This is a genomic window from Flavobacterium sp. 9 (assembly GCF_002754195.1).
GTDB lineage: Bacteria > Bacteroidota > Bacteroidia > Flavobacteriales > Flavobacteriaceae > Flavobacterium.
Genome location: NZ_PEEU01000001.1, coordinates 1,969,922 through 1,989,420 on the forward strand (window position 1 = coordinate 1,969,922; position 19,499 = coordinate 1,989,420).

The window sequence follows — 19,499 nt, forward strand, 5'->3', positions numbered from 1 at the left end:
ACAACCTTATAATTACTCAATCTTTTTTATTTCTCTGTTTTAAAGAAAATATTCCCATAAAACAGAACGCCAATAAATATTAATATACAAGAAAATATCCACGTTCTAAATCCAGTATTCAAACCCAGATAAAAACCTTGCACCGAAATAAGATTAGCAAGAAATACTACCCATCCTATTCCAAATTTAAGAATCCGTTCTGTTACTCTCATTTTCTGAGTAAAATGAACAATGAAAAACGGAATAAAAAAACTTAGAAGAACTGCTCCCACTTTACTATTTATATTTGCTTCAAGCGGTAAAGTCAAATATCCAATAACCCCGACTAAGAGAATATTTAAAAGAATTAAAAAAAATCCATCAACAACAAAAGCTGTAGTAGTTTTACTTTGCGCCAATTCATTTAATTCTTGTAAATCTGCTTTATCAATTTGAAGAACATCACAAATAAGACTCAACGTTTTTCCACGTGGTTCATTTTTGCTGTTTTCAATTCTTTGAATTGTTCTCAAATTCACTTTTGATAATTCCGCGAGTTCTTCCTGAGTAAAGCCTTTTAGCTTTCTGGTTTCACTGATTTTTTTTCCTAGAGAATTCATAATTAGTATTTTATATTTTACTCCAAAATTATTTCAAAAAAGACCATCTGATAGCGGTTATCTTATGACATTCTTACGACATTTGACACACATACAAAGGACAAAGCTTTACGCTAAGTTAAAAACTTAAACCCTAATACTTTATTTATCAAAATATATTTCGACAAAAAAAATAATCGTTATTTCACAAAAGAACTTCTCTTACAAAATAAATCTTTCTTAAATTCGTTTCAGAATTAATTAACCTACTAACCTAATCCCAAATTGGTTTATGAAAAAATTATTACCCCTATTACTTATTATGATCAGCTGCTCAACCTGGGCACAATCCGCAACGGCTTATTTTGACAAAGCCATGAAAAAGGCCGAAGCCGGAAACACAAAAGGCGCAATCGCAGATTACACAAAAGCCATTGGAATGAATTCTAAATTTGTAGAAGCTTATCAAAATCGTGGTGTTGCAAAAATAAAACTCAACGATCTAAAAGGTGCTCTTGCCGATTTTAACAAAACGATCGAATTGGACGACATGAATGCTGATGCTTTTACAGGTCGCGCGAATGTAAACTACAAATTACTAAATTTTAAAGAAACAATAGAAGATTGCACCGCTTCTCTTGGTTTAAATCCAAAAGATTATATCGCTTATAACTTAAGAGGTTTAGCCTACAATAAAAGCGGAGACAAAAAGAATGCCTGCAAAGACTTCTCAAAAGCAATCGAATTAGGAAGCCAAAGCGCAATCAAAAACAAAGCAACTTTTTGTAGATAAAAACAAAATCGCTTAAAGCATTACTATAAAAGCAATCTGTAAAATATATTTTTCAGATTGCTTTTTTGATTCCGGGAACATCTTAATTTCATATTAAAGATATCCTTACATTTGCTCTTTAAACCAAACCATAATGGCACTTTTAAAAAAAATAAACCATCGCGTCGAAGCAGATAAAAATTCAGGTTTTGGAACCAATGCCGGCAGTTACGGAGGACGATTCGTAAATAAAAATGGAACTCCAAATATCGAAAAAAGCGGAATGCATTTACTCCGCCGAATCAGCTGGTATCACACCATGATTGATATGCCAAACTGGAAATTCATGCTAATTTTGTTTACCTTTTATATTGCAATCAACTTTGTTTTTGCAGTTATCTATTACGCAATCGGAATCCAGCATCTTGACGGAATTGCACAATCGCAAAGCCCATTGATTCAATTTGGACAAGCTTATTTTTTTAGTGCACAAACTTTTACCACAGTTGGTTACGGACATATAAGTCCCACCGGATTTTTGACCAGCGCACTTTCTGCTGCCGAAGCCTTAATTGGTCTCTTAAGTTTTGCCATTGCAACAGGTTTATTCTTTGGAAGATTCAGTAAACCAACAGCATTTTTAAAATTTTCGCATCATGCCTTAATTTCTCCTTACGGGAAAAACAAAGGATTAATGATTCGTGTTGTACCTTTTAAAAACACCAATTTTACTGATGCTAAAGCAAAAGTCACTTTAGGATTGAGCTTTGAAGAAAACGGTGAAAAAACAAATAAATTCTACAATTTAGAATTGGAACTTGATCAAATAAATGCTCTTTCATTAAGCTGGACATTAGTACATCCCATAACAGAGAATAGCCCTTTATATAATTTCACCGAAGAAGATTTCAAAAAAACACATGGCGAAATATTGGTTTTCATAACCACCTTTGATGATATGTTCAGTAATACCGTTGCAGCCCGAACTTCCTATACTTTTGAGGAAATAATTTATGGTGCAAAATTCGAAACCATGTACAACAGAAGCAGTGACAATACCAAAACCATTCTACATTTAGACAAACTGAACCAATATGAAATGGTTAACCTCTAATAATCCATCATTTTAATCAAGTTTTAAAGTTTTTTTCAGATTTTATTCTATTTTTGTTTATCAAATAGTATTATAATGGTGAACAACATAAGAACGGTCTTCAGTATTAAAGATCTGGAAAACTTATCTGGAATAAAAGCACACACGATTCGCATCTGGGAAAAGAGATATAACATCTTAGAACCAATGCGAACGGACACTAATATTAGACTTTATAATTTACAAAATTTACAGAAGCTTCTAAACATTACATTACTACACGAATACGGTTATAAAATTTCTAAGATCGCTACGTATCCCGAAGAAAAGATTCCGCAGCTTGTGCGCGAAATCATTTCTAAGAAAAATTCTCAAAACTACGCCATTACGTCATTCAAAATGGCGATGATGAATTTTGATCAGGAATTGTTCTTTAATACTTTTGATTGGTTGATTTCTGAAAAAAGCTTCAAGGAAGTTTTCAAAGATCATTTTTTACCATTATTGAAAGAATTAGGATTATTATGGCAATCTGAAACTATCACTCCGGCAAATGAACACTTTATGAGTCATTTGATTAAACAAAAAATCTTAATTTACACAGAAAGTCTTCAAATACAAAAACCAACCAAGACCGATCGCATTTTTGTACTATCGTTACCATTAAACGAAATCCACAAAATAGGTTTGTTATATCTGCAATACGAAATCCTGTCCAAAGGTTACAAAGCAATATATTTAGGAGAAAGTATGCCTATCGAAAATCTACAGGATTTAACCCGTCATTTTGAGAATATTACATTTGTATCTTTCATGACCGTTCAGCCAGATCGCAGCGTAATCAATCAATACGTAAAATCAATGGGACAAAAATTACTGCAACAAAACAATGAAATCTGGCTTATGGGTAACATGACAGAATACATTGAGCAGAAAAATTTACCTGAAAGAATCCGTATTTTCGACACTATGGACGAAACAATTAGCATGTTATAACATTTTTGTTTAAAGTTTTCTTATATTTGTTAAACAAATTATGAAAACTATAGCAATAATAGGGTCCGGCTTCTCAGCTTTAGCTGCTTCGTGTTACTTGGCAAAACAAGGAAACACAGTAACTATCTATGAAAAAAACGAAACTATTGGCGGACGTGCAAGGCAATTCAAAAAAGATGGTTTCACGTTCGATATGGGACCAAGTTGGTATTGGATGCCTGATGTGTTTGAACGTTTCTTTCAGGACTTCAACAAAAAAACATCTGATTATTACGAACTGATAAAACTAAATCCAGCTTATCGGGTTTATTTTGACATAAATGATTTCATAAGCATTTGTGATAATTTAGAAGCTATAAAAACCACTTTTGAAACCATAGAAATTGGAAGTGGCAAAAAACTTGAAACCTTTATCAAACAAGCCAAAAGCAATTACGACATTGCGATTAAAGATCTTGTTTATCGTCCGGGAATTTCACCACTTGAATTAATCACACTTGAAACAACGCTAAAACTCAATCAGTTTTTTAGTACTGTAAGTAATGATATTCGCAAGAAATTCAAAAACGAAAGACTGATTCAAATTCTTGAATTTCCTGTTTTATTTCTGGGAGCTAAACCTTCTAAAACACCTTCGTTTTATAATTTCATGAATTATGCCGATTTTGGATTAGGAACATGGCATCCAAAAACCGGAATGTTTGATGTTGTGCAAGCAATCGAAAAACTAGCCATAGAACTTGGAGTTTCTATACAAACAAATTCTCCAATTGAGAAAATAGTTGTCGAAAACAAAATCACAACCGGAATCATAATCAACGGAAAACATATAAAAGCAGACATCGTTTTAAGCGGAGCCGATTATCATCATACCGAAACTTTATTAAACGAAGAACACCGCGTTTACTCTGAAAAATATTGGGAAAGTCGTGTTTTCGCGCCTTCTTCACTATTGTTTTTTGTTGGATTTGATAAAAAAATAGAAAACATTTCGCACCATTCCCTGTTTTTTGATGTTGATTTTAACCAACACGCAATTGACATTTACGACGTTCCAAAATGGCCGGAAGCACCTTTATTTTATGCTAACTTTCCATCAAAAACAGATACATCTGCAGCACCCGAAGGAATGGAATCAGGTTTTTTCCTAATTCCGCTTGCTCCGGGAATCAAAGATAGTGAAGCGCTTAGAGAAGAATATTTTGAAAAGATAATAGATCGTTTTGAAAAGCTTACACAGCAAAAAATTAAAAATAATATTATCTTTAAAAGATCATTTTGCAAGAACGATTTTGTCACAGATTACAACGCATATAAAGGAAATGCCTACGGAATGGCTAATACATTGCTGCAAACAGCTTTTTTAAGACCAAAGCTAAAAAGCAAAAAAGTCAGGAATTTATATTTCACAGGACAATTGACAGTTCCCGGGCCAGGAGTTCCGCCTGCTTTAATATCGGGAAAACTAGTAGCTGAGTTAATTCAAAAATCTTTTAGATCTTAAAAAATGAAATCACTATTCGACACCGTTTCTTTCAAATGCAGCAAGCTAGTCACGCAAAGCTACAGCACTTCATTTTCGTTGGCAGTCAAAATGTTGTCACCAAGTATTCGTGATGCGATTTACAGCATTTACGGATTTGTTCGCTTTGCCGACGAAATTGTGGATTCATTTCAGGATTATGACAAAGAAAACCTCATCAATGATTTTGAAAAAGAATATTACAAAGCCTTCGAAGCTGGTATAAGTTTGAACCCAATTCTTAATTCATTTCAGCACACGGTAAAACAATATAATATTACAGACGATCTTGTTCAGGCATTTTTAAAAAGCATGAAACTCGATCTCATCAAATCAAATTACAACACACAAACGGAATACGAAGATTACATCTATGGCTCTGCAGATGTTGTAGGTTTAATGTGTTTGAAAGTTTTCGTAAAAGGAAACAATCAAAAGTACGAGCAACTTAAAAATGAGGCAATGCGTTTAGGATCGGCCTTTCAGAAAGTAAATTTCCTGAGAGATCTTAAAGACGATAATTTAGTTTTAAACCGAAATTATTTTCCAGGCGTTAACCTAAATTCTTTCGATGAAAATACCAAAACAGCTATCGTCAACGAAATCGAAGAAGATTTTAAAATCGCATATCAAGGAATTGTAAAATTGCCCATCGAAGCGCAATTTGGTGTTTATACCGCTTTTATTTATTACAAAAAACTATTAAAAAAGCTCAAAAACACACCTTATTACGAAATAGGAAACTCAAGAATCAGAGTTTCAAATTATACAAAAGCAGGACTTTTGGCACAATCTTTTGTAACTTATAAACTAAAATTAGTGTAGCTTCTAACTATACCCATAATCTTTGTCATTCCGAGGAACGAGACTCGAGTGATAGCGAACAGACGAAATAAATCACACAATCCCGAAGCTTCGGGACGCAAAGAAAAACACCAATCTTTGTAGATATAGCAACTAAGATTTCTCCTCCGTCGAAATGACAAGACTGGCGAAAATTGACAATTATAACAATTCAAAATATAAAAAATGATTTCTTTTTTAATCTTTTTAGGCGTTTTTCTCTTCATGGAATGTGTTACCTGGCTCACGCACAAGTATATTATGCACGGATTAATGTGGTATTTTCACGCAGATCATCACCAGCCAAAATACGAACATACTTTTGAGCGCAACGACATATTCTTTGTCATTTTTGCCACGCCAAGTATAATTCTCTTTTATTTTGGAGTTCAGGGCGGATTCAATTATTTGTTTTTCATTGCCTGTGGCATAACTTTATATGGTTTGTGTTACTTTTTAGTTCATGATGTATTGATACACCAACGTTTTAAATGGTTCAAAAACACTAAAAACAAATACCTGATTGGTTTAAGAAAAGCACATAAAATACATCACAAGCATTTAGGAAAAGAACATGGAGAATGTTTCGGAATGTTATTCGTTCCATTTAAATATTACAAGATGTAAAATAATTTGGGCGTTACCCGCAGAAAAAGCGGGTCGGGTCTTCCGCTCCCGCTTTTTTGCATCAGGCAAAAAAAGCCTGACACAAAAAGAGCTCCACTACAACCCCTAACGCAAACGTATTTCAAGAACCATCGTAATAATTGATTTTATGAAAGTATATAAATTAGAAACCGTACAACACTTAAACGCCAGTATCGAAAAATGTTGGGGCTTTTTTTCGAGTCCGCAAAACCTGCAAATAATAACACCTGACGATATGAATTTTGTTATTCAGGATTTCGACGGCAAACGAATGTATCCGGGACAAGTTATCACTTATACTTTAAAACCTCTTTTGGGTATTAAAATCAATTGGATGACAATCATAACCGTTTCTTCAGAAAATCAATATTTCGTAGACGAACAACGTTTTGGTCCCTACGCATTATGGCACCATAAACATTTTTTTGAACCAACAGAAACCGGTACAAAAATGACAGATGTCGTACATTATGCTCTACCCTTTGGTATCTTAGGGCAACTCGCCAATAAAATAATGGTCAGAAATAAATTGAAATCCATTTTTGAGTACCGTCACAAAAAAATTGAAGAGTTATTCAATTCATAATAAATCATGTAATAGATTTCACAGATTAAAAAATCTTTTAAAAATCATTAAAATCTGTGGCAAAAAAACATTCGCAAAACGCGATTTAATATAATGACAAAACAAAAAGCAACCTTTTTCTGGTTCCGACGCGATTTACGTCTCGATGATAATATTGGATTATTTAATGCACTGCAATCTGATTTTCCCGTAATTCCGTTATTTATTTTTGATGAAGATATTCTCGACAATCTTCCTCTAAATGATGCGCGAGTTAGTTTTATTTATGATTCTCTAGAGAAAATAAATGAAGAATTGAATACAATCAACTCTTCGATTTTAATCAAAAAAGGGAAAACGGCAGACGTTTGGCAATCACTTATCGAAGAATTCGACATTCAATCTATTTTCTTTAATAAAGATTACGAACCGTTTGCGATTAAACGTGATATTGCGATTCAGAAATTATTACAACAAAATAATATTGAAACCTTTTCTTTTAAAGATCATGTAATTTTTGAAGAAAAAGAAATCACAAAATCAGACGGACTTCCCTACACCGTTTACACGCCATATAAAAACAAATGGCTCGAGAAATATCATCTCGCAGGACAAGTTCTTGAATATGATACTAAACCTTTATTAAAAAACTTTGCCGAGAATCAATTCTCATTTCCTGACTTATCAGAAATTGGTTTTGAAAAAAGCACTATAAAAGTCCTTCCGCATAATTTAACACAAATTGCGAATTACAAAGAAACCAGAGATTTTCCGGCTTTAGACAGTACATCTTATCTTTCGCCACATCTACGTTTCGGAACCGTTAGCATTCGGAAACTTGTGAATTGGGCAAATAAAAAGAATCAAACTTTTCTAAGTGAATTGATCTGGAGAGAGTTTTTTATCCAAATCCTGTTTAACTTCCCAAATTGTGTAAATCATAATTTCAAGTCAGCTTATGATGGTATTCAATGGCGCAATAACGAAGAAGATTTTAAGCGTTGGTGTTCCGGAACTACAGGTTATCCAATGGTCGATGCAGGAATGCGGCAACTAAACGAAACCGGTTATATGCACAATCGCGTTCGAATGGTTGTTGCGAGTTTTTTATGCAAACATTTGTTGATTAACTGGCAATGGGGCGAAGCTTATTTTGCCGAAAAACTACTAGATTTCGAATTAGCATCAAACGTCGGGAATTGGCAATGGGCTGCAGGAACAGGTTGCGATGCTGCACCATATTTCAGAGTTTTCAATCCCGAAATTCAACAAAAGAAATTTGACGAAAAAGGAATCTACATCCGCAAATGGATTTCTGAATTTGACTTAGGATATAACGAACCAATGGTCGATCATGCTTTTGCAAGAGATCGTGCGATTTCCACTTATAAAGCAGGGATTTTGAAATAGTTTTTTTTTGTTTCAGGTTTCAAGTTTCAAGTTTCGCTATAACTAAAAACCTTTGTCAAAGTTTAAAACTTTGACAAAGGTTTATGTGTAAAAAATCCGTGTAAATCTGCGTTTTCGCGAAGCGAATCAGCGTCATCTGCGTGCCATTTATTGCAAACTTGCAATCCTAAGCGATCTCAAAACTTCGGGTGCAGGAAATAGCTCCTAATACTTCAAATAATTAGTCACGACAATCTTAGCTTTCAAATCAAACATCAAATTATACAAACCAAAGAAAGTTCGATTCATATAAATAAAATGTTTAGAACCACGATTTCCGTTCATTTTTTTGAGATTTGTATCATTTGAGAAACGTTCGCCTAATTTAGCAATACTATCAAAGAAAGTTTCATCGGCAAAATCGAAAGTTTCATCTTGAAAAGGTTTCGTGAAAAGTGACAACAAATCGTGAAACATCTCAGTAAAATATTCAATTTCCGAAGGCGAATCGTCCGGACGAAGAATCTCTAATTCAAACAATTTTTCGTTGAATCTTGTTTTATCTGTAATGACATTTTTATTAATCAATTCAAAATACGGAACATAAAAATCTTCCGGAATTTTCTTCATGCAACCAAAATCCAAAGCGATCAGATTATTTTGGTCGTCTACCAAAAAGTTTCCCGGATGTGGATCAGCATGTACTTTTCTTAAAACATGAATTTGATACATATAAAAATCCCAAAGTGCCTGACCAAGTTTGTCGCCCACTTCCTGATCTGTATTCTTAGCCGTAAACTCTGAAAGGTGAATTCCCGTCATCCAATCCATTGTAATGATTTTCTCTGACGAAAACTCCGGATAATAATTTGGGAACAATATATTCTCAATTTTATTGCAAGCTTTAACGACTTCTTGGCTTTGTTCAAGCTCCAGTAAATAGTTGGTTTCTTCGATAAGTTTATCTTCAACTTCCTTAAAATACTTATCAGAATCTTTTCCCTGAAGGTTAAACATTCTGATCGCAATAGGTTTTACCAAAGCCAAATCTGACGAAATACTATTGGCAACTCCAGGATATTGAATTTTTACAGCTAATTTTTTGCCGTTTTTAGTCGCCAAATGAACTTGTCCAATACTTGCTGCGTTTACAGAATTTGCATTGAATTCGTCAAATATTTCATAAGGTGTTTTTCCAAAATTGGTTTTGAAAGTTTTTAATACTAATGGTGCCGAAAGTGGCGGAACTGAAAACTGTGACAATGAAAATTTCTCCACATAAGCCTGAGGCAAAAAGTTTTTGTCCATGCTTAACATTTGAGCAACTTTTAATGCGCTGCCTTTTAGACTTTTTAATCCGTCATAAATATCCTCTGCATTATTTTCATTTAGTTTATCACGCGTTAAATCGGGATTTACCATTTTCTCAGCATAATGCTTAACATAGTTTACGCCAATTTTTGCGCCTGTTTGCACTAATTTTCCAGCTCTTTCTATTTTTGATGTTGGTATATAATCGATCGTTTTCATTGTTTGCTGTATATTTTTTCTTTGAACAGGAATTTTCCAAAATCCAAAAGATGATTCATTGGCGCAACATTCATTAATTCGAATGACACATTTACTGATTTTTCGATAAAAATATCGGTTTTCTCAAAAGCCGCCGATTCATCGTCCATCCAGAATTTTATAGTTATCATCAATTGCAGCCAAGCGGATTCCTGAATGGCTTTTTCCTGAAATTTTTGAAATTTTTCTTGTTCTAGTCTATAATCGTCTGTCAGAATTTCAGAAACATATTCTTTAAATCCTTCTCGAAGTGATGTTAATTGTACTAAATTTCTAATTGGATTTTTATCAATTTTCAAGGCTTGTAAAACATAACTTCTGTTGGCTGTCAAAATCTCAAAAAAGGTAAAATAGAAACTCAACATTTTATTCTTCATATCATATTCCTGATAATCGACATTTTTATGCAACAAATCAATTGTATTGACCAAAAAGAGTCTGAATATCTCTTTTTCTAAACCTTCTAATGTTCCAAAAAAGGAATAAAACTCAGCTTCCGTAAAATCATTTTCTTTCGCAAAATGATAAACTGACTTTGGCTTTTGCCCCTTTTCTAAAACCTCATCCATATATTTTGAAACGATATCATCCCTTGTAATTGCGTGTTTTTTAGTTGTCATTTCATTAAAATTTAGAATTTGCCTTAAAGGTAAGCAATGTTTAAGTACCTTTACTTATGCTTAAACCCGATGTACTGTTAAATATATTATAATATAATGGCTAAAAATGTTTTACTAACCGGAGGTACTGGATTTGTTGGTAAACATCTTACGGATGTACTTATCGACAATGGTTTTTTGGTTTCTATTTTAAGCCGTTCTGATCAAAAAAACACGCCTTCAATTACGTATTATAAATGGGATTTAAAGAAGAACTTTATTGATGAGAAAGCTATTCTTGAAGCAGATTATATTATCCATTTGGCAGGCGAAGGTATTGTAGAAAAAAGATGGACTACAAAACGTAAGAAAGCCATACTTGAAAGTCGTACAAAACCAATTGATCTTATTTTTTCTATTTTAAAAGAACAAAATAAAAATTTGGATGCTTTTATTTCGGCGTCAGGAATTGGATTTTATGGTGCTATTACAAGCCACAAAATATGTGATGAAACAACACCTCCGACAAATGATTTCCTTGGCAATACTTGTCAGGTTTGGGAAAACACCGTTGACCAGATCGCTACTTTGAACATTAGAACCGTAAAAATTCGCACAGGAATTGTTTTGGGCAAAGGCGAAGGTTTCCTAAAAGAAATTGTTCCAAGTTTTAAATCTGGTTTTGGAGCAGTATTAGGCACGGGAAAACAATATTTACCCTGGATTCATATCGACGATTTATGCCAGATTTATTTAAAAGCAATTCAGGACGAGCAAATACAAGGTGCTTATAATGCCTGCGTAACTGACACCACAACTAATTCAAGATTCTCTAAAGTATTGGCAAACTTATTTGGATATACAATTTGGCTTCCTAAAGTCCCAGCTTTTGTTTTAAAAATAGTTTTGGGCGAAATGAGTATAGCTATTTTAAAAGGCCAAAGAGTTTCCTCTGAAAAGATTCAAAAAACTGGTTTTGAATTTCAGTTTACAGATCTGGAAAAAACACTGGTAAATTGCTTGAATTAAAGCTTATTTCAAAGTTAAATACATTGAATCATTAGTTCGCACCACACCAATTAATTCTGTGTTTGCGGTTTGCGAAATTTTAGTTGCTATTCTGCTTGGAATTTGAATATTAAAATCAGTTACCAAAATAGGAAAATCAGAAATTATCTGGATTCCATCGCCTACTTTTTTAATCAAAGCATTTACGATTACTTCCTTCGTTTTTCCGTGCATTATAAGTTTGCCTTTTATTTGATATTCTTTTTCAATTTCGTTTACATCCTTCAGATCAAATTTCTGAATTTTTCCTTTAAAAACAGCTTTAGGATATCTGTGGCTCTCTAAGTAATTTTCATTAAAATGTTCCTGCATCAGATCTAATTTAAAACGAAAATCTTTGACAATAACAGTACAAATAAATGTACTTGTTTTAGGCTCCAAAAGAATTGCAACCTGTCTGTTTACGGCTTTTACTTCTTCAAAAAACGGAACTGAAGCTTCAAAGTTTATAGTCCCTGTGTTTGTAAAGAATTTTTCCTGTGCAATAACGGAATAAGCAGTAAATAGCAAAATAAGAAAAGTAGTTTTTTTCATAATCGTTAATAATTAAACAATTATGTCATTCACATTTTTTCATTTTAAGAAGAGAGAAAAACTGGACTTAATACAAAAATAGAATGGCAGTACTCCGTGAAAAACAGTAACTAAATGGTTATACTTAAAGTTACGAAATTTTAAGGAATACGGTTGCTTATTTATCCTAAATATTTGTGAATGTTTTTGACTTGTGAAATGTTGATTGTCAGATACAAAATATGCTAAATGTGTTGTCCCTACGGGACAAAATCGTTTTCGCATATTTTGTTTCTACCAATATATAATTCCTACCGGAATATTTTTAAAGATTAGAGATTATCCTTCATAAGAAAGAATATCTCGTAGAGATTAAATGTTGGTAAAAAACAATAACATCTACGAAATAATGTCCCGTAGGGACTACACAAATATTTCTTCAAAACATATTACAAAACAAATATCTTCTATCCTTGAACTTCGGTACAAATCTCAATTAAAAACCCATCTAAATCTCGCACATAAGCTACAATTTGTCCCCAGGGTTTCTGCGTAGGTTCTGTAACTAAAGTTGCTCCAACTGAGATTGATTTCTGTACCAGTTCTTCAACATTATCAGTTATGAATCCTATTTCGATAGCAAAAGGTTTGTTAGTAATATTACTTTCCTGAAAACCTTCTTTTAAGTTTTGTTTTGCTAATGATTTCGAAGCAAATGAAAGTGTTGTTTCGCCAGTAATTAATTCGCCGTAATCATTTCCCGGTGCTATAAATTTTCTCGAAAAACCAAATGCATTTTCATAAAACACTATTGACTTCTCGACATCTTCTACATATAGAATTGTATATCCAAACTTTACCATTTCAATTTATTTTAATAAAACTATTCTAACTAATCTCTAATAAGACATTGTATTTATCTAAACTTGCCAGATCTTCGATAGAACTCACATTTGCAGCTTTTTCATGTTCTTCTACTTCTTTTCTGACTTCGATATGTTTAATTGCTTTTCTAAAGCGTCGAACTTCTTCTAAATTAGACAAAATTAATCCGGGAACCTGAACACTTTTCCCATCTTTGTCTTTGGCGACCATTGTAAAATATGAAGAGTTACAATGCTTGATTGCACCAGTCTGAATATTTTCGGCTTCAACACGAATCCCTACAATCATAGAGCTTCTTCCCACATAATTTACAGAAGCTTTCATCGTAACCAATTCACCAACTTCAATAGGTTTCAAAAAGTTTACGGTATCAACCGAAGCTGTTACGCAATAATTACCGCTAAATTTTGACGCCGATGCAAAGGCAATCTGATCTAGTAGTTGCAAAATATATCCTCCATGAATTTTACCGCTAAAATTGGTGTGCGAAGGCAACATTAATTCGGAAATGCTAATTTTTGAGGAAGAAACGGGTTTAAAATCTGCGGTCATAATTGTTTATTTATATTTAAATGGGGAATTTTCTTTTCGAACTGCTGTGATGAAAAAACGTGAATCTCCCCACCAGCTAAATGTTTTATAGCGTTCGACATAAGTCAACTTTACATATTGACCTTCTAATTCATTCAATTGATCTATTACTTTTTGGTCACTGTCTAAAACTGAAAATCGGAATATTTGAGAACCAGAAACTCCCTGACTAAGTTCTCCTTCCCAGGTTTTCATTATTACACCTTTATGACTCATTCTTATTAATTCTCCAGAGCGATATCCTTCACTATAAGGAACAAAATAAATAAAGGCTAAATAAATGCTGACGATCAAAACGCAAGCTACCGCAATTATTAATAAAATTCTTTTCATGTGATCTTAGTTTAAAGATTGATTTTCATCTGAATTTGATGCTCTTGCAATAATATTTTCCGGAAGCGCTTTTTTTGCCTTTGCTCCCATTTTCTTTAATTTTTCTACACTCGAAATCAAGTTTCCTCTGCCATCAACCAATTTGCTCATAGCATTTTCGTATTCCGTTTTTGTGTCTTTTATTTTATTTCCAATTCTTAAAAGATCCGCAACAAAACCTTCAAATTTATCATATAAAGCTCCGGCTTGTCTGGCAATTTCAAAAGCATTTTCCTGTTGTTTTTGATTCGTCCACATACTATCAATCGTGCGCAAAGTCGCTAATAATGTCGTTGGCGTAACGATCACAATATTGCGATCAAATGCTTTATTATATAATGTAGCATCTTCGTTTAAAGCAATTGCAAAAGCGGGCTCGATTGGTATAAAAAGCAAAACAAAATCAGGACTTTCTATTTGGTATAAATCATGATAGTTTTTACTTCCAAGTTGTTCTACGTGTCTTTTTATGGAGTTTACATGTTCTTTTAGAAAATCAATTTTAAGAATTTCTGATTCCTCATTGATCCATTTTTCATAAGCAACCAGAGAAACTTTAGAATCGACGATCATTTTTTTTCCGTCAGGCAAATTAATTACAACATCCGGAAGAACTCTACTTCCTTCATTATTCGTAAAGCTTTGCTGAACCTCATATTCTCTGCCTTTTTCTAAACCTGATTTTTCTAAAACACGTTCCAGAACCAATTCGCCCCAATTTCCCTGCATTTTACTATCTCCTTTCAGCGCTTTTGTCAGGTTCAGAGTTTCTTTGCTCATTTGTGCATTCATCTCGCTTAAACCTACAATCTGCTGACGTAAAGCAGCGTGATAATCGATACTTTCTTTGTGTGTTTGTTCTACTTTTTGTTCAAAACCCTGAATTTTATCCTGCAATGGCAACAAGATATTCTTCATGTTTTCGCTATTTTGTTCTGTGAATTTTGCCGATTTTTCTTCGAGAATTTTATTGGCTAAATTTTCAAATTCTTTGGTGAATTTCTCCTGAAGTTCCGTGATTTCGTTTTTTTGTTCTTTATGACGTTCCCAAAGATTTTCGAAATCAACTTCTTTTTTTGAAAGCTGAATAGCTAAACTGTCTTTTTCTGTTCTGATATTTTCTTTCTCAGCATTTGATAATTGAAATTGCTTCTGAAAGTTATTTCTTTCGTTCTCGAATTGTTCTTTTTGCAATTGCATTTGATTTGCATTTGCATTTAATCGCTCTTCTAAACTTACTTTTTCTGCTTGAGCTCTTGCCGAAAACAACAATTTTCCTAAATAAATTCCAAGGAATAATGCAACGACAAAGGCCAATAAAAGCGGAAGAAAATCAAACATAACTGAGTTTATTTTTAAAGTAAAAGTAAGCAATAATAAGTATCGGATAATTTTTAAAATCAAATTTTTACTCATTACCACTGATTCTAAATCACTTGAACTTAAAAAAATAAAGAAAAAAAATATTCTTTTTAACGCAACCTTTTCAATAGAACCTCATCTACGAATTATAACCTAATATAATAAATGATGAAAAAATTAATGCTGAGCTTATTTATAGCTTTTGGATTTAGCGCATGTTCTCTTAGTAACGATGACAAAACGAATATAGATTGCGGAACTTATGCTGATGTTTCGTTTACAGGATATCCTCTTTCTTGCAATTATAGCATGATAACAAACCAAACTACTCCTGCGGCACTTATTGCAACTTCACAGGAAAAAATGGATAAGTATTTCAAAAAAAATGCAAGCTCATGTCCTAACGCAAGTGATCCTACAATCGATTTTACTAAATATTATCTAATTGGAGTTTTCTCTGGAATAAAACCTACAAGTGGTTATACTATTAAAATTACCAATATAGTTGAAAACAGCTGCCAAATGGTTGTTAGTTTTTACGAAAAACAGCCGTTAACAGGCGAAACAACATCACCGGCTTCAACTTATCCGGCAGATTATGCTTTGATTCCTCAAACTTCAAAACCAATCATCTTTATTAAAGCTACTGAAAACCCGGATAATATTATTATTGGAACTTATAAAGCACAATGTACCGGAGCAGATTGTCAAAATTTCTTCCAGATAAATGATTTTAGTATTCTAAAATTTCAAAATGTAGTTTCTGGAGGTTATGATTTTAACCAATACAGATACACTGCAAAAGCTAAGAGAGGTGATTATGCTGCATTATTATCAAGTGTTCCTTCTGAAATTTTAAACAACCAAGGGCAAACAAAAACATACGGTACTCCAGATTCAGCTGGTCAGGGCGGTGTATATTTTGAACTTCGTAAAGGTTTAAAAACTACGAGAATTTATATCGACAATAACGATACGGACGATCAGGGAAGTGAAATCAAATTGTTCAAGAAATTAATTAAAGATAAAATCGCGTCTTTAAAATAATCAAATTACGAGGAAAGATTTTGGTGTTTTTGATCCGTCAAAATTAGGTATGGATTTACTTTGAAAGCGAGACTTACAAAATAGAAAATACTGACAATCAAAATCTAACAATCGTAAATTATAATCAAGGCGCAACCCGTACTATTATAAAAGATAGTTTTATATGCTTATAAAAACTATTTTTGCAAAACCAAATTTAACCACTTCTTGAAAGACGATTTAGAAAAATATATCAAGCTTTGCCTTAAAAATGACAGAGAAGGACAACTGAAAATTTATCAGTTGTTCTCTCCTGTTTTATATGGTATTTGCCTGAAATATATGAAAAACGAAGACGATGCCAAAGATGTATTTCAGGAAGCATTTGTAATTGTTTTTCAGAAAATTGGTCAATATAAATTCGAAGGAAGTTTTGAAGGCTGGCTAAAGCGAATTTTTATCAATAAACTGATTGAAACTTTAAACAAAAAGAAAAAGGAAAGTTTCTTTCTCGATGTTTTTGATCCTGACACAGATTTTGTCGAAGAGGAAGAATTAGAAGGAATCCCAATTGAGCAAGAAAAACTGTTAGAATATATTAGGGATTTACCAGATCAATATCGAACGGTTTTTAACTTATACGTTTTTGAAAAATTGAAACACAAAGAAATTGCCGAATTATTAAAGATCTCTGAAGGAACATCAAAATCAAATTTAAATAGAGCCAAGCACATTTTGCAGAAAAGAATTTTGAGCATAAAAAATTTTAAAATAGCATGAAAAAGCAAAACATAGAAGATATTTTTTCATCAATGGAAGACTTTTCAAGTATTCCGCCTCCGGAATTATGGGGGCAAATTGAGGAAAAACTAGATAAACCTAAAAAGAAAAAGAAAGCTATTCTTTGGTGGTCGGCTGCGGCATGCTTACTATTAGGTTTGTTGCTTCCTTCTGTTTTACATTTTACTTCTGATTCTGGAATCAAAAATTTAAATATCGATTCTTCAGAAACCAATAAGGTTGTTATCGAAGAGAAAAATGGAGAGCACGAAAACAACTTGAATAATACTGCAATACCAACTGAGGAAAATAAAGCCTTGAAAGATGGTGTTGAAAAAGAATCAAATACAAACGAAGGAGTTTCACCATCATCAAAAAAAGTAAACAATCAATCTACTACTATTTACCCAAAATCAGAAACCGCAGTAGCTCAAGCTGATTCTGAAAATAAGACAATAAATAATAGTACATCTTCTAAATTAAATATTGAAAAATCAGTTATTGAAAAAAATCCTAAATCAAATATTGAGAAGAAAAATACACGCCAAGCTGTAGCGGAACAAACATTTACAACAGGAAAAGGAGATTCTTTTAATTCTGTTTCTATCCCGAGACTTCGGGACCAACTTCCAAATACTAAAAAAACTGCTACAGATAAGCTTCTTACTGAGAAAACATTTAATTCAGGTAAAACAAACGGATTTAATTCAAACACAAAAAGTCAATTGTCAAATTCTATTTTTGAAGACAAAACAAGCTCAAAAAACAGCAGTAATCTTGCTTTTACTTCTTCAAATTCAACATTGAAGAGTAATAATAATGTAACAAATGCGAGTAAAGTTCAAAATGGAGCAACAACAATCGATTATTCTAAAAGAGATGTTCTTGCAAGTGCTGAATTGAGCAATTCGAAAGCGAATAATTCAAAAGCAAATAATTCGGAAAGCAAAATAGATTCTGTTCAATTGTTACAACTTCAAAATTTGGAAAAAGGTATTGCAACAGCAGAACCTGAAACCAAAAAAGACAAAAAGAACAAATCTCTTTCTAATGCCGAAAAATGGGCTGTAGAGGTTTTTGCCGGTATAGCAAATTCTGAAAATACCAAAAACAACAAAACATTAGGTTATGCAAACGATTCTAAACAAGGTAGTACATACGGTGTAAAAACAAAATATAAGATTAATAATAAATGGGCTGTAGGTTCTGGTCTTAAGATTAATGAACTTGGTCAAAGTATTGCTGATATTTCTTATGTAGACTCAAAAAGTGTCGTTTCGTTAAGTCCGTCAGGTTTTTATAGCGCTGCTGAATCATCGGGTTCTTCACGAATAACAAATAATTCGAGCTATATTTTTGTTTCAAATAGTACTTCAGATGCTTTAAAAATGAATGATATACAAGGTGAGAATTTACAAAGCGGGAACATAGACCAAAGTCTTAAATACATCGAAATGCCTCTTGAAGTTTCATATGCTGTATTTACTAAAAACAAAGCAAGTATCAGTTTAAATACAGGCGGTTTTGTTGGGAAGCTGATTTCTAACGATGTCGCTCTTAATGGCAAATCTATTGGTAATAATATCAATGCAAATGATTTTGTTTACGGTTCGACTTTGAGTACTACGGTACAATATCGCATTTATAAAAAGACAAATGTTTTTGCTGAACCTGCGGTAAATTATTACCTTAATCCTCTGAATAATCAATCTTTCAACCAATTTCAATGGGGATTGAATTTTGGATTAAATGTTTCTTTCTAAAAAACAAAAACAAGTTTCAAAGCTAATCTTCTCAAAATGACAATTAAAAATCACTGGCCAAATCAAAAATCCATCTCTAAAGATTTAAATTTAGCCAAAGAAATGGTTTATGATTGTTTTGATTTTAATTGTTCAGAACCGGAAGCAGTAGTTGAAAGTGCTGATTATAATGGCTATCAATTTTATCTAAACGAAAAACTTATTTGTTATCGGGAAGCAAAAATAACTCCAAAAAAAACAGGTCAGTTTGTGACTTTATGGAAACGTAATAAATCCGGAATAATTGAACCTTTTGATTTTGCTGACGAAATAGATTTTGTAATTGTTAGCACAAGAAAAGAAGATCTTTTTGGACAATTTATTTTTCCGAAAGCCATTTTATTAGAAAAAGGAATCTTCTCTACAAAAACAAAAGAAGGCAAACGAGCAACACGTGTTTATCCGCCATGGAATGAAACAACGAGTTCACAAGCTCAAAAAACGCAGCAATGGCAATTGCGTTATTTTTATGAAATAACTCCTGAAACAGATCTTGAAACTTTTGCAAAATTGTTCCAATCTTAAA

21 protein-coding genes are annotated in these 19,499 nt (G+C 32.8%); 13 read left to right on the plus strand and 8 right to left on the minus strand.

Annotated elements, in window-relative coordinates; translation table 11 throughout:
* Positions 1-26: 26 nt before the first annotated feature.
* Positions 27-599 (minus strand): helix-turn-helix domain-containing protein, encoded by a 573-nt coding sequence (locus tag CLU81_RS07600; protein WP_099709268.1) that lies wholly within the window; start codon positions 597-599, stop codon positions 27-29.
* A gap of 271 nt (positions 600-870) precedes the next feature.
* Between CLU81_RS07600 and CLU81_RS07605 the strand changes: the two genes are divergently transcribed.
* From CLU81_RS07605 to CLU81_RS07640, 8 genes are all read left to right on the plus strand, one after another.
* Positions 871-1,371 carry a tetratricopeptide repeat protein gene (locus CLU81_RS07605; RefSeq protein WP_233209675.1) on the plus strand — a complete coding sequence of 167 codons (501 nt, stop codon included), beginning with the start codon at positions 871-873 and terminating at the stop codon, positions 1,369-1,371.
* 133 nt (positions 1,372-1,504) lie between these two features.
* The gene (locus CLU81_RS07610) at positions 1,505-2,464 is read left to right on the plus strand and encodes an ion channel (protein WP_099709270.1); all 960 of its coding nucleotides are present in this window, start codon (positions 1,505-1,507) and stop codon (positions 2,462-2,464) included.
* A gap of 75 nt (positions 2,465-2,539) precedes the next feature.
* On the plus strand, positions 2,540-3,439 hold the full coding sequence (locus tag CLU81_RS07615; protein ID WP_099709271.1) for a MerR family transcriptional regulator: 900 nt from the start codon (positions 2,540-2,542) through the stop codon (positions 3,437-3,439).
* Positions 3,440-3,476: 37 nt separating this feature from the next.
* Entirely contained in the window at positions 3,477-4,943 is a 1,467-nt protein-coding gene (locus tag CLU81_RS07620) for an NAD(P)/FAD-dependent oxidoreductase (protein ID WP_099709272.1), read from the plus strand.
* 3 nt (positions 4,944-4,946) lie between these two features.
* Entirely contained in the window at positions 4,947-5,786 is an 840-nt protein-coding gene (locus tag CLU81_RS07625; RefSeq protein WP_099709273.1) for a phytoene/squalene synthase family protein, read from the plus strand.
* Positions 5,787-5,990: 204 nt separating this feature from the next.
* A complete protein-coding gene (locus tag CLU81_RS07630; RefSeq protein ID WP_099709274.1) occupies positions 5,991-6,431 on the plus strand; it encodes a sterol desaturase family protein in 441 nt (146 codons plus the stop codon).
* Between the two features lie 148 nt (positions 6,432-6,579).
* Entirely contained in the window at positions 6,580-7,038 is a 459-nt protein-coding gene (locus tag CLU81_RS07635) for an SRPBCC family protein (RefSeq protein ID WP_099709275.1), read from the plus strand.
* A 93-nt stretch (positions 7,039-7,131) separates the two neighbouring features.
* Positions 7,132-8,427, plus strand: a complete 1,296-nt coding sequence (locus CLU81_RS07640) for a deoxyribodipyrimidine photo-lyase (RefSeq protein ID WP_099709276.1) — start codon at positions 7,132-7,134, stop codon at positions 8,425-8,427.
* Between the two features lie 204 nt (positions 8,428-8,631).
* Here the strand turns inward: CLU81_RS07640 and CLU81_RS07645 are convergent, their stop codons facing one another.
* Together CLU81_RS07645 and CLU81_RS07650 are read right to left on the minus strand one after the other, a co-directional pair.
* Positions 8,632-9,936 (minus strand): AarF/ABC1/UbiB kinase family protein, encoded by a 1,305-nt coding sequence (locus tag CLU81_RS07645; protein ID WP_099709277.1) that lies wholly within the window; start codon positions 9,934-9,936, stop codon positions 8,632-8,634.
* The gene (locus CLU81_RS07650; RefSeq protein ID WP_099709278.1) at positions 9,933-10,595 is read right to left on the minus strand and encodes a TetR family transcriptional regulator C-terminal domain-containing protein; all 663 of its coding nucleotides are present in this window, start codon (positions 10,593-10,595) and stop codon (positions 9,933-9,935) included. The genes CLU81_RS07645 and CLU81_RS07650 overlap by 4 nt, the downstream gene beginning before the upstream one ends.
* Before the next feature lie 96 nt (positions 10,596-10,691).
* Here CLU81_RS07650 and CLU81_RS07655 point away from each other — a divergent pair, with 96 nt between their 5' ends.
* Entirely contained in the window at positions 10,692-11,603 is a 912-nt protein-coding gene (locus CLU81_RS07655) for a TIGR01777 family oxidoreductase (protein ID WP_099709279.1), read from the plus strand.
* 3 nt (positions 11,604-11,606) lie between these two features.
* Here the strand turns inward: CLU81_RS07655 and CLU81_RS07660 are convergent, their stop codons facing one another.
* The 5 genes from CLU81_RS07660 to rmuC form a co-directional block, all read right to left on the minus strand.
* Positions 11,607-12,176 carry a YceI family protein gene (locus CLU81_RS07660; protein ID WP_099709280.1) on the minus strand — a complete coding sequence of 190 codons (570 nt, stop codon included), beginning with the start codon at positions 12,174-12,176 and terminating at the stop codon, positions 11,607-11,609.
* A gap of 446 nt (positions 12,177-12,622) precedes the next feature.
* Complete coding sequence (locus tag CLU81_RS07665; RefSeq protein ID WP_099709281.1) at positions 12,623-13,018, minus strand: VOC family protein; 396 nt, start codon at positions 13,016-13,018, stop codon at positions 12,623-12,625.
* 25 nt (positions 13,019-13,043) lie between these two features.
* Positions 13,044-13,592 carry an acyl-CoA thioesterase gene (locus CLU81_RS07670; RefSeq protein WP_099709282.1) on the minus strand — a complete coding sequence of 183 codons (549 nt, stop codon included), beginning with the start codon at positions 13,590-13,592 and terminating at the stop codon, positions 13,044-13,046.
* A 6-nt stretch (positions 13,593-13,598) separates the two neighbouring features.
* The gene (locus CLU81_RS07675; protein ID WP_099709283.1) at positions 13,599-13,964 is read right to left on the minus strand and encodes a 6-phosphogluconate dehydrogenase; all 366 of its coding nucleotides are present in this window, start codon (positions 13,962-13,964) and stop codon (positions 13,599-13,601) included.
* Between the two features lie 6 nt (positions 13,965-13,970).
* Entirely contained in the window at positions 13,971-15,344 is a 1,374-nt protein-coding gene (gene rmuC, locus CLU81_RS07680) for a DNA recombination protein RmuC (RefSeq protein ID WP_099712698.1), read from the minus strand.
* Positions 15,345-15,530: 186 nt separating this feature from the next.
* Between rmuC and CLU81_RS07685 the strand changes: the two genes are divergently transcribed.
* From CLU81_RS07685 to CLU81_RS07700, 4 genes are all read left to right on the plus strand, one after another.
* Positions 15,531-16,412, plus strand: coding sequence for a protease complex subunit PrcB family protein (locus CLU81_RS07685; RefSeq protein WP_233209676.1), 882 nt, complete (start codon positions 15,531-15,533; stop codon positions 16,410-16,412).
* 207 nt (positions 16,413-16,619) lie between these two features.
* Complete coding sequence (locus CLU81_RS07690; protein ID WP_099709284.1) at positions 16,620-17,171, plus strand: RNA polymerase sigma factor; 552 nt, start codon at positions 16,620-16,622, stop codon at positions 17,169-17,171.
* Positions 17,168-18,934 carry a hypothetical protein gene (locus CLU81_RS07695; RefSeq protein ID WP_099709285.1) on the plus strand — a complete coding sequence of 589 codons (1,767 nt, stop codon included), beginning with the start codon at positions 17,168-17,170 and terminating at the stop codon, positions 18,932-18,934. Before CLU81_RS07690 ends, CLU81_RS07695 begins: the two co-directional genes overlap by 4 nt.
* A 36-nt stretch (positions 18,935-18,970) precedes the next feature.
* The gene (locus CLU81_RS07700; protein ID WP_099709286.1) at positions 18,971-19,498 is read left to right on the plus strand and encodes a MepB family protein; all 528 of its coding nucleotides are present in this window, start codon (positions 18,971-18,973) and stop codon (positions 19,496-19,498) included.
* The last annotated feature ends 1 nt before the right edge of the window (position 19,499 follow it).

Excerpts from the sequence above, each read along its gene's own strand:
- CLU81_RS07600 (WP_099709268.1), bottom strand. The coding sequence starts at position 599 with ATGAATTCTCTAGGAAAAAAAATCAGTGAAACCAGAAAGCTAAAAGGC.
- CLU81_RS07605 (WP_233209675.1), top strand. The coding sequence starts at position 871 with ATGAAAAAATTATTACCCCTATTACTTATTATGATCAGCTGCTCAACC.
- CLU81_RS07610 (WP_099709270.1), top strand. The coding sequence starts at position 1,505 with ATGGCACTTTTAAAAAAAATAAACCATCGCGTCGAAGCAGATAAAAAT.
- CLU81_RS07615 (WP_099709271.1), top strand. The coding sequence starts at position 2,540 with ATGGTGAACAACATAAGAACGGTCTTCAGTATTAAAGATCTGGAAAAC.
- CLU81_RS07625 (WP_099709273.1), top strand. The coding sequence starts at position 4,947 with ATGAAATCACTATTCGACACCGTTTCTTTCAAATGCAGCAAGCTAGTC.
- CLU81_RS07630 (WP_099709274.1), top strand. The coding sequence starts at position 5,991 with ATGATTTCTTTTTTAATCTTTTTAGGCGTTTTTCTCTTCATGGAATGT.
- CLU81_RS07635 (WP_099709275.1), top strand. The coding sequence starts at position 6,580 with ATGAAAGTATATAAATTAGAAACCGTACAACACTTAAACGCCAGTATC.
- CLU81_RS07640 (WP_099709276.1), top strand. The coding sequence starts at position 7,132 with ATGACAAAACAAAAAGCAACCTTTTTCTGGTTCCGACGCGATTTACGT.
- CLU81_RS07645 (WP_099709277.1), bottom strand. The coding sequence starts at position 9,936 with ATGAAAACGATCGATTATATACCAACATCAAAAATAGAAAGAGCTGGA.
- CLU81_RS07650 (WP_099709278.1), bottom strand. The coding sequence starts at position 10,595 with ATGACAACTAAAAAACACGCAATTACAAGGGATGATATCGTTTCAAAA.
- CLU81_RS07655 (WP_099709279.1), top strand. The coding sequence starts at position 10,692 with ATGGCTAAAAATGTTTTACTAACCGGAGGTACTGGATTTGTTGGTAAA.
- CLU81_RS07660 (WP_099709280.1), bottom strand. The coding sequence starts at position 12,176 with ATGAAAAAAACTACTTTTCTTATTTTGCTATTTACTGCTTATTCCGTT.
- CLU81_RS07665 (WP_099709281.1), bottom strand. The coding sequence starts at position 13,018 with ATGGTAAAGTTTGGATATACAATTCTATATGTAGAAGATGTCGAGAAG.
- CLU81_RS07670 (WP_099709282.1), bottom strand. The coding sequence starts at position 13,592 with ATGACCGCAGATTTTAAACCCGTTTCTTCCTCAAAAATTAGCATTTCC.
- CLU81_RS07675 (WP_099709283.1), bottom strand. The coding sequence starts at position 13,964 with ATGAAAAGAATTTTATTAATAATTGCGGTAGCTTGCGTTTTGATCGTC.
- rmuC (WP_099712698.1), bottom strand. The coding sequence starts at position 15,344 with ATGTTTGATTTTCTTCCGCTTTTATTGGCCTTTGTCGTTGCATTATTC.
- CLU81_RS07685 (WP_233209676.1), top strand. The coding sequence starts at position 15,531 with ATGATGAAAAAATTAATGCTGAGCTTATTTATAGCTTTTGGATTTAGC.
- CLU81_RS07695 (WP_099709285.1), top strand. The coding sequence starts at position 17,168 with ATGAAAAAGCAAAACATAGAAGATATTTTTTCATCAATGGAAGACTTT.
- CLU81_RS07700 (WP_099709286.1), top strand. The coding sequence starts at position 18,971 with ATGACAATTAAAAATCACTGGCCAAATCAAAAATCCATCTCTAAAGAT.